The sequence below is a fragment of the Streptococcus infantis genome, from assembly GCF_047465185.1.
Lineage (GTDB): Bacteria > Bacillota > Bacilli > Lactobacillales > Streptococcaceae > Streptococcus > Streptococcus infantis_O.
This window is the reverse complement of record NZ_JASHAJ010000003.1, coordinates 65,969-82,724: the sequence shown is the minus strand read 5'-3', so window position 1 is coordinate 82,724 and position 16,756 is coordinate 65,969. Positions and strand designations below refer to the sequence as shown.

Sequence of the window (16,756 nt, the reverse complement as noted above, 5' to 3'; positions counted from 1 at the left end):
ATTTCTCTTCTATTATACAAACAATTTTAGGAATTAGCCAGTCACAAGCTTTTTAAAATTTTTTCAAAAAAATACTTGCAACCGTTTTCTGTTTGTGCTATACTATGGTCATAAGGGAAAACGTTTGCGTTCCCTAGACTATAAAATTTGTTATTCTTTAGGAGGAATACACTATGTCATCTAAATTCATGAAGAGCGCTGCTGTGCTTGGAACTGCTACACTTGCTAGCTTGCTTTTGGTAGCTTGCGGAAGCAAAACTGCTGATAAGTCTGCTGATTCTGGTTCATCTGAAGCGAAAGAAATCACTTTCTACGTTGAAGATCAATACAAAGCCTTTGCTGAATCAGCTGCAAAAGCTTACGAAAAAGAAGCTGGTGTAAAAGTTACTATTAAAACTGGTGACCAATTAGGCGGACTTGACAACCTTTCACTTGATAACCAATCAGGTAAAGCTGCTGACGTTATGATGGCTCCATACGACCGTGTAGGTAGCCTTGGTACTGACGGACAACTTTCAGAAGTAACTTTGAGCGACGGTGCTAAAACAGACGATACTACTAAATCTCTTGTAACTGTTGGTGGAAAAGTTTACGGTGCTCCAGCCGTTATCGAATCACTTGTTATGTACTATAACAAAGATTTGATTAAAGAAGCTCCAAAAACATTTGCTGACTTAGAAAACCTTGCTAAAGATAGCAAATATGCCTTCGCTGGTGAAGATGGAAAAACTACTGCTTTCCTAGCTGACTGGACTAACTTCTACTACGCATACGGACTTCTTGCTGGTAACGGAGCTTACGTATTTGGTGACAATGGTAAAAATCCTAAAGATATCGGTCTTGCTAACGATGGTGCTATCGCAGGTATCGAATACGCTAAAACTTGGTACGATAAATGGCCTAAAGGTATGCAAGACACTGAAGGTGCTGGAAACTTGATCCAAACTCAATTCCAAGAAGGTAAAACAGCTGCGATCATCGATGGTCCTTGGAAAGCTCAAGCATTCAAAGATGCTAAAGTAAACTACGGTGTTGCAACTATCCCAACTCTTCCAAACGGTAAAAACTACGCAGCCTTTGGTGGTGGTAAAGCTTGGATCATCCCATCAAGCACTAAGAACCTTGAAGGAGCTCAAAAATTCGTAGACTTCCTTGTTTCAACTGAACAACAAAAAGCATTCTACGATGCTACTAACGAAATCCCAGCGAACACTGAAGCTCGTGCTTACGCAGAAGGTAAAAAAGATGAGTTGACAACTGCCGTTATCGAACAGTTCAAGAACGCTCAACCAATGCCAAACATCTCTCAAATGTCAACAGTTTGGGACCCAGCTAAAACAATGCTCTTTGACGCTGTAAGCGGTAAGAAAGATGCTAAAACAGCTGCTAATGATGCTGTAACATTGATCAAAGAAACAATCCAACAAAAATTTGGTAACTAATTGATTGATTCAAGGGAGATAATTTAAACATCTCCCTTGATTTTTAGATATATTGACAATGTTTTCAGCAATTTTGCTGATTAGCATCGAGCTCAATGCTCGTATCTTATGAAAGGAGCACTCATGGAACAAGAACCAAAAAAAGCAGCCTTGCTTTCATTGATTCCTGGGTTGGGACAAATCTACAACAAACAAAAAGCTAAAGGTTTTATCTTCCTTGCTGTAACAATGGCTTTTGTCCTCTATTTTATAGTACTTGCAGCACCTGAATTGAGCAACTTAATCACGCTTGGTGAAAAACCTGGCCGTGACAACTCTCTCTTCATGTTGATTCGTGGTGCTTTCCACTCTATTTTTGTAATTGTTTATCTAGCCTTTTATATTCTCAATATTAAAGACGCTCACACTATTGCAAAACGTATCAATAATGGCATCCCTGTCCCATTGACACTTAAGGATATGATTAAAGGTATCTATGAAAATGGATTCCCTTACTTGCTTATCATTCCATCTTACGTTGCCATGACATTTGCAATCATCTTCCCGGTTATTGTAACCTTGATGATTGCCTTTACTAACTACGATTTCCAACATTTACCACCAAACAAACTCTTGGATTGGGTTGGATTGACTAACTTTACAAATATCTGGAGCTTAAGTACCTTCCGTTCAGCCTTCGGTTCTGTCCTTTCTTGGACTATTATCTGGGCTTTATCTGCATCTACTTTGCAAATCGTACTCGGTATCTTTACAGCTATTATCGCTAACCAACCATTCATCAAGGGGAAACGTATCTTTGGTGTTATCTTCCTTCTACCTTGGGCGGTTCCAGCCTTTATCACTATCTTGACATTCTCAAACATGTTCAACGATAGTGTTGGTGCTATCAATACCCAAGTTATCCCTCTCTTTGCTAAGGTTCTTCCATTCCTCGACGGGGCACTCATTCCTTGGAAAACAGACCCTACTTGGACTAAGGTTGCCTTGATTATGATGCAAGGTTGGCTTGGATTCCCTTATATCTACGTCTTGACTCTCGGTATCCTACAGTCTATTCCAAATGACTTGTATGAAGCAGCTTATATCGACGGTGCAAACGCTTGGCAAAAATTCCGCAACATTACTTTCCCAATGATTTTGGCCGTTGCGGCACCTACTTTGATCAGCCAATACACCTTCAACTTCAACAACTTCTCTATCATGTATCTCTTCAATGGTGGTGGTCCTGGTAGTGTCGGTGGTGGAGCTGGTTCAACCGATATCTTGATCTCATGGATCTACCGTTTGACAACTGGTACAGCTCCTCAATACTCTATGGCAGCTGCTGTTACCTTGATTATTTCAATCATTGTCATCTCTATTTCTATGATTGCATTCAAGAAACTACACGCATTTGATATGGAGGACGTCTAAGATGAATAACTCAATCAAAATCAAACGTAGACTGACTCAAACCCTTACTTATCTTTACTTAATTGGACTTTCAATCGTTATTATCTATCCTCTTTTAATCACGATTATGTCAGCCTTTAAGGCCGGTAACGTTGTGGCCTTCAAGCTCGACAGCAATGTTAATTTCAGTCTTGATAACTTCAAAGGGCTCTTTACAGAAACCTTGTACGGCACATGGTACCTCAACACTTTGATCATCGCTTTGATCACTATGGTTGTTCAGACAAGTATTATCGTACTTGCTGGTTATGCCTATAGCCGTTACAACTTCTTGGCTCGTAAACAAAGTTTGGTCTTCTTCTTGATTATCCAAATGGTGCCAACAATGGCCGCTTTGACTGCCTTCTTTGTTATGGCCCTCATGTTGAACGCCCTTAACCATAGCTGGTTCCTCATCTTCCTCTACGTCGGTGGTGGTATCCCTATGAATGCTTGGTTGATGAAAGGTTACTTTGACACCGTGCCAATGTCTCTTGATGAGTCTGCAAAACTAGATGGTGCAGGACACTTCCGCCGCTTCTGGCAAATCGTTCTCCCTCTTGTTCGCCCAATGGTTGCTGTACAAGCACTCTGGGCCTTCATGGGACCTTTCGGAGACTATATCCTCTCTAGTTTCTTGCTTCGTGAAAAAGAATACTTTACAGTTGCCGTTGGTCTACAAACCTTCGTCAGCAATGCGAAGAACTTGAAGATCGCCTACTTCTCAGCAGGTGCTATCCTCATCGCTCTTCCAATCTGTACACTTTTCTTCTTCTTGCAAAAGAACTTCGTTTCAGGACTTACAAGCGGTGGCGACAAGGGGTAATATACCCTCGCCACCCTTTTCATTTTTGACCTTGTACATCAATTGTCTGGTGAGAAACAAGAGCTTGCTGAGATTACCTTGTTAGTTAGTGGACGAATCATAACATACATTCACTTTTACCAAGGATTCTACTATCCCCGCTTGAAATAAAAAACATTTCTCTATATAATACTCATATAGAAAAATGCCTATAGAAAGAGATTTATGTTACCATATCCATTTTCTTATTTTAATAGTATTTGGGGATTTCGTAAGCCCCTCTCTCATCGTTTTGGTCTAAACTGGTTTCAACTGATTTTTACCAGTATTTTCTTGATTAGCTTATCCATGGTGCCTATTGCTATCCAGAATAGTTCTCAGGAAACCTATCCTTTAGAGACGTTCATCGATGATGTCTATGCTCCATTGACGGACGAAGTCGTTCATGATCTAGCTACCAATGCTCAGATTGTAGATGGAAAACTAAGCTATACTGGTTCGACTCCTCATCAAGCTTCTGTACAAATCGGGGCTACTGCTAGTTCAAGTTTCCCTGAGGAATTACTTCTTAGCTTTGAACCCGAGCAACTCGTCATCAGTAAGCAAGGAAAAGAGTTAACCAGCATCCGCTATCACGCTATCACAACTGATAGCTTCCAAAACAAGGAAAGCTTGACTCAGGCTATTTCAAAAGACTGGTATCAACAGAATCGCGTCTATATCAGTCTCTTCCTGGTCTTAGGTGCTAGTTTCCTCTTTGGACTTAATTTTTTCATTGTAGCTTTAGGTGCTAGCCTTCTGCTCTACTTCACGAAAAAATCACGTCTCTTCTCATTTAAGACCTATAAAGAGTGCTATCATTTTATTTTGAACTGTTTAGGATTACCAACTTTACTTACCCTGATTCTAGGTCTCTTGGGGCAGAATATGGCAACTTTGATTACTGTTCAAAACATTTTATTTGTTCTATACCTGGTCACTATCTTTTATAAGACTCATTATCGTGATCCAGACTACAAAAAGTAGGAGATTATTATGCCTGTTACGATTAAAGACGTGGCCAAAGCTGCAGGAGTTTCTCCTTCAACCGTAACCCGTGTTATTCAAAACAAATCAACGATTAGTGACGAAACAAAAAAACGAGTTCGAAAGGCAATGAAAGAACTCAATTATCATCCTAATCTAAATGCTCGAAGTCTTGTTAGCAGTTATACGCAAGTTATTGGCTTAGTCCTTCCAGATGATTCAGATGTTTTCTACCAAAACCCTTTCTTCCCTTCTGTTCTTAGAGGGATTGCACAGGTTGCCTCAGAAAATCACTATGCCATTCAAATCGCCACTGGAAAAAACGAAAAAGAGCGTCTTGACGCTATTTCTCAGATGGTCTATGGTAAACGCGTTGATGGTCTTATCTTCTTGTATGCCCAAGAAAATGACCCTCTGGTTAATCTAGTCGTCGATGAGCAATTTCCCTTCCTCATTCTTGGGAAATCACTTTCCCCATTTATCCCACTTGTAGATAATGATAATGTACAAGCTGGCTATGATGCTACAGAATACTTTATCAAAAAAGGATGCAGTCGAATTGCCTTTATCGGAGGTACTAAGCGACTCTTCGTAACACTAGACCGTCTGACAGGTTACGAGCAAGCACTTCAAGAACACAATCTGCCTCTTGATAATCACCGTACCTTCTTTGCAGACGAGTTTCTAGAAGAAAAGGGCTATAACTTTAGTAAACAACTCTTTAAATATGACCCTCAGACCGATGCTATTATCACAACAGATAGTCTCTTAGCTGAAGGTGTCTGTAACTACCTCAACGAACACCAGCTTGATGTTCCGGTTCTAAGCTTTGATTCGGTGAATCCAAGATTGAATCTAGCTGCCTATGTTGATATCAATAGCCTTGCTCTTGGCCGAACTTCATTTGAAACCATTCTGCAAATCATTAATGATGTCAAAGAGAATCGTCAAATCTGCTATCGTCAGGTGATTGCACACGAAATCGTTGAAAAATAAAAAACCAACTCTCTATTTTGAGTTGGTTTTTTTGTATTCTATTTACCTGAACAACTAGTTTTCAACTTCGACAAATCGTCCAAGAATATGAACATTCTCTGAGACCGATACAAAGGCTGTCGGATCAACTTGTTTCATAATCTGTTTAAAATCATTGAACTCTGCACGAGTGATAACCGTAATTAAAACTGCCTTACGCTCATGGTTATAAGTTCCTTCAGCATCATGGATCATCGTTGCCCCACGGTGCAATTTGTTGTGGATTTTCTCAATCACTGCATCTGGATTGCTAGTGACGATCATGGCCTGCATGCGTTTCTGTTTGGTGAAAACTGCATCTGTTACACGGCTTGAGACAAAGATCGTAATCATGGAATAAAGGGCATATTTCCAACCAAAGGTCAAGCCTGCAATCAGCATGATTGTCCCGTTCACTAGGAAGGAGATGCTTCCGACGTTTCGTCCTGTCTTCTTACGAATGGTAAGACTGACAATATCCGTTCCACCACTGGAAATGTTATGGCGTAAAGCAAAGCCGATACCAAGTCCCATGACTACCCCACCAAAGAGAGCATTGATGATGGGATCCTCTGTCAAGACCACCACTGGCACAAATTGGATAAAGAGCGAGCTCATGGATACCGTGATAAAGGTAAATATCGTGAACTTATGCCCAATCTGGCGCCAAGCTAAAATCATGAGTGGTATATTGATACAATAGAAAGCTACAGAAATTGGAATATGGAAATTAAACCAGTAGTTACTAAGGCTTGAGATAATCTGAGCTAAACCTGTTGCTCCACTTGAATAAACGTGTCCTGGTTGGAAGAAGAAATTGACGGCTACTGCTGATAGAAAACCATATACCAGAGAAGCTGAAATTTTTTCATCGTATTTTTCTCGGGAGATACTTTGCAAAACACGTAAAATCTTCACCCGATAAGCAAAGCGGCGCAGATAATGGTACCACTTTTTAGTTAGTTTCGTTTGTTTCATCTTGTTCTACTTGTAGATTGAGTTCCTCTAATTGTTTAAGAGCTACTGTTGATGGTGCTTGGGTCATTGGGTCAGTTGCTTTATTGTTCTTAGGAAAAGCAATCACTTCACGGATATTTTCTTCGCCTGCTAAGAGCATTACAAAGCGGTCAAGTCCGATAGCCAAGCCACCGTGTGGTGGGAATCCATAGTCCATGGCTTCCAAAAGGAATCCAAACTGGTCATTTGCTTCTTCTGTTGAGAATCCAAGGGCCTTGAACATACGTTCTTGAAGTTCTTTTTGGTTGATACGAAGGCTACCGCCACCAAGTTCATAACCGTTCAAGACGATGTCGTAGGCAATAGCACGAACCTTAGCCAAATCACCTTCAAGCTCATGAGTAGTATCTGCTTGAGGAAGAGTAAATGGATGGTGGGCGCTCATATAACGACCTTCTTCTTCAGACCATTCAAACATTGGCCAGTCAACTACCCAGAGGAAGTTAAATTTGTCGTTATCAATCAAGCCAAGCTCTTTGGCAATACGTCCACGAAGGGCTCCAAGTGTTGCATTTGCTACTTCAAGCGTATCAGCCACAAAGAGAACCAAGTCTTTATCTTCAAGACCAAGCGCACTTGTTAAATCGCCTTGAATGCTAGTCAAGAATTTAGCAACAGGTCCGTTTAATTCACCGTCAACAACCTTAACCCAAGCAAGACCCTTAGCACCATACTGCTTGGCTACTTCTGTCATCTTGTCGATGTCTTTACGTGAGTAGTTGTCTGCTGCACCTTTGACGACAATGGCTTTAACAGCAGGTGCTTCTGAGAAGACTTTAAAGTCCACACCTTTGACCACTTCTGTCAAGTCCTGAAGCAACATCTCAAAACGAGTATCAGGCTTGTCAGAACCATAAAGAGCCATGGCATCATCGTACTTCATACGAGGGAACGGAAGCGTTACTTCAATCCCTTTTGTTTCCTTCATCACGCGCGCAATCAAGCCTTCTGTGATATCTTGGATTTCTTGCTCAGTCAGGAATGAAGTTTCCAAGTCGACCTGGGTAAATTCAGGCTGACGGTCTCCACGCAAGTCTTCATCGCGGAAACATTTGACGATTTGGTAGTAACGGTCAAATCCCGCATTCATCAACAACTGTTTTGTAATCTGCGGACTTTGAGGAAGAGCGTAAAAATGCCCTTTATTAACACGAGATGGAACCAAATAGTCACGCGCCCCTTCTGGTGTTGACTTAGAAAGGAATGGCGTTTCCACATCGATAAATTCCAACTCATCCAAGTAGTTGCGGATCGAATGTGTCACCTTGGCACGAAGTTTAAGATTTTCCAACATTTCTGGACGACGAAGGTCAAGGTAACGGTAACGTAGACGCGTATCATCGTTAGCCTCAATGCCATCCTTAATTTCAAATGGTGTTGTCTTAGCTGTATTGAGTACAGCAAGAGCTGTTACATTCAGTTCAACCGCTCCAGTCGCCAACTTATCATTTGCTTGCTCACGTGCAGCAACTTGACCAGTCACCTCGATGACATATTCACTACGAAGGCTCTCAGCTGTTGCCATCACCTCTGCTGATACTTTTTCAGGGTTGATAACCAACTGCATAATCCCTTCACGGTCACGAAGGTCGATAAAGATCAAGCCACCCAGGTCACGACGACGGGCAACCCAACCCTTCAAGGTAATTTCTTGTCCGATGTGTTCCTCACGAACACGACCAGCATACATACTGCGTTTCATTTCTTCTCTCCTCTTGTATTCTGTTACTATTTTACCATAAAAGCGCAGGCTCTTCATGAAAATCATCAGAAAAGTTGAGAGTTTCCTGCGATAAATGAAAAAATCCAGCAAAGTCTTTCGCTGGATTTGGTATTTCTTTATTTTTTTCGCTTTTCAGCAATCTCCGCTGCCTTTTTAGGGAGAACAATCTCCGTTGCATAGGCTGTCGCAAATCGCATAATACCTGCAATTGGTGCAAAGATAACTGCTAGATGATTATAAAAGAAATCCCCTTTAAAAGCATAGGCAAGCGCTCCAATAATAAGGAAGAGAACAACTGCCTGAATCACTGCTAATAATATCACTCGTTTCATGACTTCCTCCTGAGTCTATTATAGCATGATAATCATTAAAAATCCGATTAAATTATTCAAGGCATGTAGAGCTATACTATAGGCCAGACCACCCTTGCTGATGTAAGCCAGTCCCAAGCTAAAGCCGAGTGAAGCATAGACCAGGAACTGTTGAGGAGTCCCAGGGAAATGAACAAGTGCAAAAATGATGGTGCTTACAAGAAGAAAGAGAACTGTCTGCTTGACGTTATCTTGTTGAGGAAAGACATAGCGAGCTAACATTCCTCTAAAGGTCAATTCTTCTGTAAGAGGCGCAAAGAGCACTATCATAAAGAAAGAGAAAAGAGGTTGATTATGAGTCATTTGTTCTAACATCTGTTGATTGACTGATGGATCATTTGGTAAGAAATTTTGTGCTGCTATGACAAGAACCAATACCAAGGCAGGCAACCAGATGTATTTGTTAAGGGCTGTTTTTTCAATCGTAACGGTTCCTGTCTTATACCACTTGTAAGTAACGAAGGTGAAAATTCCTGCCAATAAGACATAAATTGGGACAGCAACATATTCAGGCGCACCCATTTTCATAGCCACTAAACCTACGCCCTGAATAAAACTATAGACCATAATAAATGATAAGAAAGTAAGGCTATACCAGCCAATGTTTTGAAGTGTTTTCATAATATTCTCCTATTTGAAATAACGTTTTGTTTTTCGCAATAGTGCCACATTCGTATACATATGGATGACAACTGCCACGAGTAGAGCAACCAATTGTACTTGCCCCAATACCACAGATAAAACTACTAAGACAACATAGATACCAGGAATGAGGAGCTGATTAACCTTGAACAAGATCAAGTAAGCTTCTTCCATCTCAGCCTGTTTTTCTCCCTCATCATAAGTATCGAGGTAGTCTAAAACTTCCTTGGGAGTCGCCGTAATAGAAAGTTTGTAGTTACGAATCTTGCTGGTGATTTTGAGACAGTAAGCACCTGCCCAGATACCTAAAACTATCAAAAGTAAGGATGCTACTGATGGGCCCAAAGCTCCCAAATCTATAAGTAGACAGGATAGCATACTAATTTGGCAAACATTCCAAGCTACCGTACCATAATCTAAGAAACGATACATAGCAAGATAGTCTTGTTCGTTTTCTTCGTCCTCTTCTTCTCTTTGATAACTCTGATAAGCCTGATGGCTTTTTCTAATGAAATAAAAGGTTAGAATTACCGTAATCAGCCCTAGACCAAGAAAGATTGAGTACAAGGCAATGATTACTTGAGCTTGACTGATACCTAAAGGATTAACACCAAGGAAACCAGCAAATATTCCTAATAAAACTCCTGCAATAAAAAGCTTCAGTGCAAAAATGATATGTTTCTTTTCCATATTTCAACCTCTTTCTAAAACAAACCAGACAACCATTGACCAAAAGTTTTACCTGATTCAAAAATAGCGGTCAAGCCTTCTGATCCAAGTGAGACCAAAAGCAAACAAACAACGACTAAGAGAATAGCTTGATTTCTAGCTTTTTTTGCTCCATCCCCCAAGGGCTCATTGCCAAGCCAACCTGCTAGATAGGCATAGAGAGTTACTGTTATAATCCCGACCTCAGTCGAAGAGAGGAATAACAAGACTGTCACCAAACGAACGATATTGGCTTGAATATTAAAATAATTTCCTAAACCTGCACAAACACCGGCAAGTGCTTTGTTCTCAGTATCGACTTGAAAACCCGCTAAAAACTCTTTCATAACTTTTCTCCTTTTAGGATCTCTTTAAACTTTATCTTTCTCTCTACCCATCTAAAGACTAATAGTAAAACTATGTTAATCCAGAAGAGGTATTTACTTTCAACAATTGTAAACCAACCAAATAGGCTTCCAATCATAGCCAAAAGATTTACGATAAACACAACTATAGATAGATAGATAGATAATAAATCACTTTATACTTGTTCATCACTCATCCTCCTCTAAGCGGAAGACTGACTCGACTGGCTCATGGAAAATTTGAGCAATCTTCAGGGCAATGACGATGGATGGGGTATACTCATCCCGCTCAAGCAAGCTGATGGTTTGCCTGGACACGCCAGCTAGTTTGGCCAGCTCTGTTTGATTCAGGCCATCGCGAGCCCGAAGCTCTTTTAGACGATTTTTCAGCATGTCTTTTTTCTCCTTTGTTCTTATCTTGATTTTATTGTAACATATCTTTTTATTTTTGACAAGCATATTTGTCAAAAAGTTTAAGATTTTTGTCATTTTGTAAAAGAAAACGGTCAGGAATGGTATCCTGACCGTATTTTTTTATAGTTGATAAAAAATTGCTTACTCAGCTGATGGAGTGTCTTGACTTTATTTCAGCTGGTTTTTATCATCCTTCTTGTAATCTCTTCTGACGATATAAAGCGTTGTTAGACTGATGAGAGTCAATGCAGCTCCTGTAACCCTTCCTTTTTGGGAGAAGACAAATTCTACTTTGTGTTGTCCGGAAGTAATCGGGAATGAAATAAAGCTGTTCCATGCTTTTGTCACAGGGACATCCTTGCCATCTACTTTCACCTTCCAACCCTCACTATAAGGGATAGAGGTCATCATGTATTTACTGTCGTCAGTAATATTCACTGAACCGACGATATGAGTATTCGAGAATTTCTCAACTTGTAGACCTTGTTCCTTCCGCTTTTCTAAAGCACTTTGAATTTGACTGATTTCTGCGCGGTAAACTCCTGCGTTTGAAAGGTCAACCTTGTCTGTTTTAAAGCGGAACTCCAATACAGACTCTTGATTCTCTGCATTGTCAGCGATTTGCCATAGTTGACGTTGCGTATTTCTCTTGGAATGAGTGAACCACTTGCCGTTCAGAAGGACGGAGTAATCTTTCTCTGAATTTAGACTTGCTGGTACGAAGAAATAATAGGTCAAATTTGTTCGCGGAGTAATTCGGTAACGAACCACTGCATCCTTAGAAGAATCCACCCGCCTGTAGACTGCAGTTCCTTTTTCTTTGTCGACATTTTCCTCAGTAAGATTTTCTGTTTCAACATCACCATAGGCTAGGGGTTTGAAGTAGTCGAGGTAGTTTTCCTCGCCTTTTTTCACGCCTTCCATAGAGTTAAGGATGATATTTTGATTTTGGATAGCGTTATTTCTACCAAAGTTGATGTTTCTTACCAAATCATTTGTTCCATAGGCTAATGGGAAAGAATTTGGATTTTCGTACACGATATAGCGTTCATCTTCGTAAACCTTCTGCGTGAAATAACGCTGCATATCAAAACGACTGGCAAAACGTGTGAAATACATTCTCTCAGGATGAGCTTCTTTCTCAGTAGGATCCAGGTCTTTGACATCCATATAGTAGCGAACACCGTATAAGGCATCTGTTAACAAGGTCCCATTTTCATACTCTGTCGCTGCATTAATCCCTTGGTCACCCATAAAGGCAAATTGATCCATGGTCGTACGCTCTAAGCTTGAACTGAAGGTACTTAAACCTGGGTAGGAAACAAGCGATGGCACTGTTTTTGAATAGGCAAAGGTTGTTGCAATTCGATAGAATGGTTGATCTGCCTGTTTTTGAACATCATCTGTCACTTGTTTTACAGATACCGTCGCATCCACAAACTTGTCTACATCTGCATACCCAAAGGTCACTTGAGATAGATAGGCATTATAGCCTAACTCAAAGATTGTTAGGGCAGACACGGCAAGAATGGCTAGTCTGGTCATTCTTGTTCGCAATAAGAAGATAACTGCCAAATAGACCAACAAGGTTAATACAACCTGAGATAAGAAATATCCTGTTTGGAGAAGAATTCCTAAAAGAAGGACGACAGCACCAGCTATCAATAGCACCATTTTTTTCACTTGAGGAGCTTTACGAGAACGACTCCAATAGAGATAAGAGCAGGCTGCAGTGATAGCTATTAGTAATACCCAAAACACAAGAAGATTCTTTGATAGGAATTGAGTCAAAGCTTCTGGCTGGGTTTTTGGAAGGTAGGTGAATTTCTTTGTATAGAGATAAATTGCTGATAAAACGAGCAACACCACTGAAAGTAACTTCCCTCTGCGAGAAATTTCTACTTGTCCCTTAACTACTTGATAGGCTAAAACGAGCATAAAGAACGAGAATAACCATGAGAAACGGAAGAAGAATCCAGCTGGATTTTGTCCCATATGCCAGATTTTACTTACAAATTCATTGACAAAGGAAATCAAGAAGACAAGGGTGACCGCACCTGCAGCCCAACGTTTTTCCTTGGCTACCTGCTTCGATGTAAAGTAGAGGATAAAACCTAGAAATCCTAAAGCACCAATGTAGATATTTGGAAGGTTAGGTCCGGCCGACCAGCCTGAGGCAGTATCAAAACCACCGATAGCTAACTTCGACAGGATATCCACGGGGTTGATCTGAAAGGCGAAGGAGAACTTCATGGCATCTCCAACCTGCCCCTTACTCTCAAGGAGATTATAGAAAACTGGCACAATCAACACCGATGCCGTAGCAACCCCAATGACAGAGAAGGCAAATGCTTTTACCAAAGGACTCAAGAAGTGTTTCAGCTTCTGTTTCAGAGATCCCTGAATAGAGAGGCGTGGTGAAACATAATAGCAAGAGTATAGGACGATAAAAATCGAAATCATATAGCCCATATAGAACTGCAGAAAGACTGTTAACCCTAGAATAAAGGCATAACGATAGGGTCTCCCTCCATCCAAGAGTTCTTCCAGATAAACGATAACGAGCGGCAGCATAATCATGGCATCATAGAAAATGACGTTCATCTGATAGGAAACGAGCATCCCTGAAAGAGCATAGGCTGTTGCAAACAAAGGCACCAACCACACACGAGATTCTGCTCCCTTATAGCGCTTAATCAGGAAATGAGAGAAAGAAAATCCGATTGTTCCATATCTAAGCCAAATAATCAGAAAAACTGCTAAACCATAGTGTTTGAAGGGAATAAGAATATAAAAAATATTAAAGGGACTCATCAAGTAATAGCCCAAAACCCCTATCATGTCTCCACCGAGAGATTTAGTAAAAGAGTAAGTCAGGCTACTCAAATCACCAGTAAGTACCGCATGTTTAAGTAAGCCAAAAAAGCTGATATACTGCTGACCAAAGTCAACTGCCATCAGACTTTTATTCCCAAAAGGATAGCTACCCATGAAAAACCATACAACCAGCATAATTGTCATCGGTAACAAGGCACTTATCGTATAAAGCAAGGCTTTAGGGTGTTTCCCTTTTAATTCTTGCCAACGCATTAACCACTTATCCATGTTTGTTTTCTCCTATACCATTTTAACCAATCTTATCTTTTTCAGCTTGGTCAATATTACTTTTTGCGACGATAAAGTGAGGACGTTGCTTCACCTCGTAATAAATCTTTCCAATATACTCTCCAAGTACTCCGATGAAAATCAATTGCACACTACTAAACAAGATAATGGCTGCTATTGTTGTAAAATAGCCACTTGTATAGTCGGAAGAAAAGATAAATTTACAAAATTCATAAACAATGTAGAGAAGAGACAGAGCCATACTGACAAATCCAAATTGGATACAAATTCTAAGCGGTCGGTCATTAAATGAGATAATCCCCTGGAAAGCATAGTTCATAGACTTCTTAAAGCCAAATTTACTTTTTCCTGCCTTACGAACTTCATTTTGATAAGGAATAACCTTCTCTTTAAAACCGATCCACTCATAAAGCCCTTTGTTAAATCGATTGTACTCCGGCAGTGAAACAAATACATCCACAGCTCTCTTACTGAGGAGACGTAACTCGGATTTTCCATCTGTCAATTTAACGTCCATGGAGTGATTCGAGAATTTATAAAAACTACGAGCAAAGAAGCTTCCTACAAATGACTCCCCTTCTCGAGTTCTCTGACCGCTGACAATGTCATATCCTTCTTTATAAGCTTCTACAAAGAGAGGGATAAGGTAGGGCGGATGTTGCAAATCACCATCCATCACCATAACTGCATCACCAGTCGCATACTTAAAACCAGCAAGAATTCCACTCTCGCGTCCAAAGTTTCTACTAAAGCTGATATACTTGACCCGTGGGTTTTCATTGGCAATAGCATCGATTAATTCTAGTGTGCTATCGCTACTGCCGTCATCCACATAGAGAATTTCGTAGTCAGACAGTTCTTCCGATAAAATCATACTCTCTAACTGCTCAGAGATGGCTTTATGCGTTTGAGCGAGAACTAATTCTTCATTTAAAAGAGTGATAAGAATTGATAGTTTCATCTAAATACTCCATAATATCTACTTTTTTAAAAAAGGGAGAGAGCCATGCTCTCCCCTATCTAAAGAAACTCAACTATTACTTATTAGAATATTTACGTTTCAATACAACTGTGCCTGATAAGATGACGATTCCTGCAAATACCAAGCCAGTTCCTACGGCTTCTCCAGTTTTAGGAAGTTTTGGTTTCTCATCTGTTGTAGTCGTTGATCCTTCTGTTGTTGAAGTGGTTGTTGGCCCTTCTGTTGATGCGGTCGTTGAAGTTGTCGTTGATCCTTCTGTTGTTGAAGTAGTTTTTGGCTCTTCTGTTGTTGTAGTTGTAGAAGTTGTCGCTGGTTCTTCTGTTGTTGTAGTTGTAGAAGTTGTCGCTGGACCTTCTGTCGTTGTAGTTGTAGAAGTTGTCGCTGGACCTTCTGTCGTTGTAGTTGTAGAAGTTGTCGCCGGTTCTTCTGTTGTTGTAGTTGTAGAAGTTGTCGTTGGTTCTTCTGTCGTTGTAGTTGTAGAAGTTGTCGTTGGACCTTCTGTCGTTGTAGTTGTAGAAGTTGTCGTTGGTTCTTCTGTCGTTGTAGTTGTAGAAGTTGTCGTTGGTTCTTCTGTCGTTGTAGTTGTAGAAGTTGTCGTTGTGGTTGTTGTGGTCGTAGTTGTAGTTGTAGTAGTCTTATCTCCACTACCCTCACCTGAACCTGTTTCTAAACGGGTCAAGGCCTTAATTGGAGTACGCTTTTCGAAGTTGCTTGCTGTCCATTCCAAAACATTGGCAACTTGAGTATCTTTTGGAAGTTCCGAAGTCAACTCTGTTGTGTACTCAATGTACATCGCCCAATTCCAGTTGTCACCAAAGTTAATGGTGAAGCCTGTGATTTTTCCATCTGCATTTCGAGTGAATTCAGCTTTTTTGCTAAAGTTATCGATTGGTTCCAATTTAAGAAGTGCTGCTTCATTTGGAATTTTTTCTGGTTGAGTCGCATAACGAACTGCACGGAAAGAGCTTTCTACCAATACTTGTCCACTATCACTAAAGTCATCCTTGATGACCATGTTGTTCAATTTATCCTGAACAGCGTTCAAAACAACACGCCACTTGATGCGGTTAGGATTTTCTGAATCTTGGTAACCATATTTCATTTCATAGTCACCAGCTTCACCGTCTGTTTTATTGTAATTGAGGGTATATTTTTCTGTCCCGAATTGGAAAGTATAGTTACCTGATTCTGGTAAGTTGGTTACGTTTGGACGAACAGAATATTTCAAAGACATTACCTTATCCTTGTAATTCTTAGAGAAATAATCTGTAAAAGTAATCGTTACTTTTTGAGTGCTTGGATCTGTCACAGCATTCCCAATTACTTCACCACTGCTATGGGTGATTGGAAATTCTAGCTTGGTGATCAAGCCCAATTCTTTAGGAAGGTCAAGTACCAGTACATCGCCTTCCTTAATTTGTTGAGTATCAGGAAAAGAAATAGTATTGGTTGCTTCCAAAACTTTACCTGTTCCGATTTGAGTGTCAGATGTCAATGGTTGACCATCAACAGTGATTGATGTTTTATTGGTATAGTCTGTAACATCAGCTGCAAATACTGTTGTCAGTACCGTCAAAGATAACACGATTATACCCAAAAATGCAAACACGCGCATCGTGTTCTTTTTAAAATAATTCATGGTTGACTCCTCTTAATTAATCAAATATATCATAGCATTTTTTGAATTCGT

The 16,756-nt window shown here is 40.3% G+C and carries 15 protein-coding genes and 1 pseudogene; 5 read left to right on the top strand and 11 right to left on the bottom strand.

Annotated features, from left to right (window positions below):
• Positions 1-173 precede the first annotated feature (173 nt).
• The 5 genes from QM382_RS06215 (at position 174) to QM382_RS06195 (ending at position 5,700) form a co-directional block, all read left to right on the top strand.
• Positions 174-1,442, top strand: coding sequence for an extracellular solute-binding protein (locus QM382_RS06215; RefSeq protein WP_414272794.1), 1,269 nt, complete (start codon positions 174-176; stop codon positions 1,440-1,442).
• Between the two features lie 123 nt (positions 1,443-1,565).
• On the top strand, positions 1,566-2,855 hold the full coding sequence (locus QM382_RS06210) for an ABC transporter permease subunit (RefSeq protein ID WP_414272793.1): 1,290 nt from the start codon (positions 1,566-1,568) through the stop codon (positions 2,853-2,855).
• Position 2,856: 1 nt separating this feature from the next.
• A complete protein-coding gene (locus QM382_RS06205; RefSeq protein WP_254724668.1) occupies positions 2,857-3,699 on the top strand; it encodes a sugar ABC transporter permease in 843 nt (280 codons plus the stop codon).
• Between the two features lie 204 nt (positions 3,700-3,903).
• A complete protein-coding gene (locus tag QM382_RS06200) occupies positions 3,904-4,704 on the top strand; it encodes a DUF1189 domain-containing protein (RefSeq protein WP_414272792.1) in 801 nt (266 codons plus the stop codon).
• 9 nt (positions 4,705-4,713) lie between these two features.
• The gene (locus tag QM382_RS06195) at positions 4,714-5,700 is read left to right on the top strand and encodes a LacI family DNA-binding transcriptional regulator (protein ID WP_414272791.1); all 987 of its coding nucleotides are present in this window, start codon (positions 4,714-4,716) and stop codon (positions 5,698-5,700) included.
• A 54-nt stretch (positions 5,701-5,754) separates the two neighbouring features.
• On the opposite strand, the gene QM382_RS06190 is transcribed toward QM382_RS06195, so the two are convergent.
• The 11 genes and pseudogenes from QM382_RS06190 to QM382_RS06140 form a co-directional block, all read right to left on the bottom strand.
• Entirely contained in the window at positions 5,755-6,696 is a 942-nt protein-coding gene (locus QM382_RS06190) for a YitT family protein (RefSeq protein WP_178894439.1), read from the bottom strand.
• Complete coding sequence (gene aspS, locus QM382_RS06185) at positions 6,674-8,437, bottom strand: aspartate--tRNA ligase (RefSeq protein WP_414272790.1); 1,764 nt, start codon at positions 8,435-8,437, stop codon at positions 6,674-6,676. The genes QM382_RS06190 and aspS overlap by 23 nt, the downstream gene beginning before the upstream one ends.
• 137 nt (positions 8,438-8,574) lie before the next feature.
• Positions 8,575-8,790 (bottom strand): hypothetical protein, encoded by a 216-nt coding sequence (locus QM382_RS06180; RefSeq protein ID WP_049496767.1) that lies wholly within the window; start codon positions 8,788-8,790, stop codon positions 8,575-8,577.
• An 18-nt stretch (positions 8,791-8,808) separates the two neighbouring features.
• Entirely contained in the window at positions 8,809-9,450 is a 642-nt protein-coding gene (locus tag QM382_RS06175) for a CPBP family intramembrane glutamic endopeptidase (protein ID WP_195183463.1), read from the bottom strand.
• Positions 9,451-9,459: 9 nt separating this feature from the next.
• The gene (locus QM382_RS06170) at positions 9,460-10,161 is read right to left on the bottom strand and encodes a DUF3169 family protein (RefSeq protein ID WP_414272789.1); all 702 of its coding nucleotides are present in this window, start codon (positions 10,159-10,161) and stop codon (positions 9,460-9,462) included.
• Positions 10,162-10,175: 14 nt separating this feature from the next.
• Positions 10,176-10,526, bottom strand: a complete 351-nt coding sequence (locus QM382_RS06165) for a PspC domain-containing protein (protein ID WP_414272788.1) — start codon at positions 10,524-10,526, stop codon at positions 10,176-10,178.
• Positions 10,523-10,734: pseudogene (locus QM382_RS06160) on the bottom strand (hypothetical protein). The gene QM382_RS06165 and the pseudogene QM382_RS06160 overlap by 4 nt, the downstream one beginning before the upstream one ends.
• Positions 10,734-10,937, bottom strand: a complete 204-nt coding sequence (locus QM382_RS06155; RefSeq protein ID WP_000916944.1) for a helix-turn-helix transcriptional regulator — start codon at positions 10,935-10,937, stop codon at positions 10,734-10,736. The pseudogene QM382_RS06160 and the gene QM382_RS06155 overlap by 1 nt, the downstream one beginning before the upstream one ends.
• A gap of 189 nt (positions 10,938-11,126) precedes the next feature.
• On the bottom strand, positions 11,127-14,063 hold the full coding sequence (gene pgfM1, locus QM382_RS06150; RefSeq protein ID WP_414272787.1) for a glycosyltransferase PgfM1: 2,937 nt from the start codon (positions 14,061-14,063) through the stop codon (positions 11,127-11,129).
• A gap of 22 nt (positions 14,064-14,085) precedes the next feature.
• Positions 14,086-15,045, bottom strand: coding sequence for a glycosyltransferase PgfS (gene pgfS, locus QM382_RS06145; RefSeq protein WP_414272786.1), 960 nt, complete (start codon positions 15,043-15,045; stop codon positions 14,086-14,088).
• 76 nt (positions 15,046-15,121) lie between these two features.
• Positions 15,122-16,705 (bottom strand): Ig-like domain-containing protein, encoded by a 1,584-nt coding sequence (locus tag QM382_RS06140; RefSeq protein WP_414272785.1) that lies wholly within the window; start codon positions 16,703-16,705, stop codon positions 15,122-15,124.
• Positions 16,706-16,756: the final 51 nt, after the last annotated feature.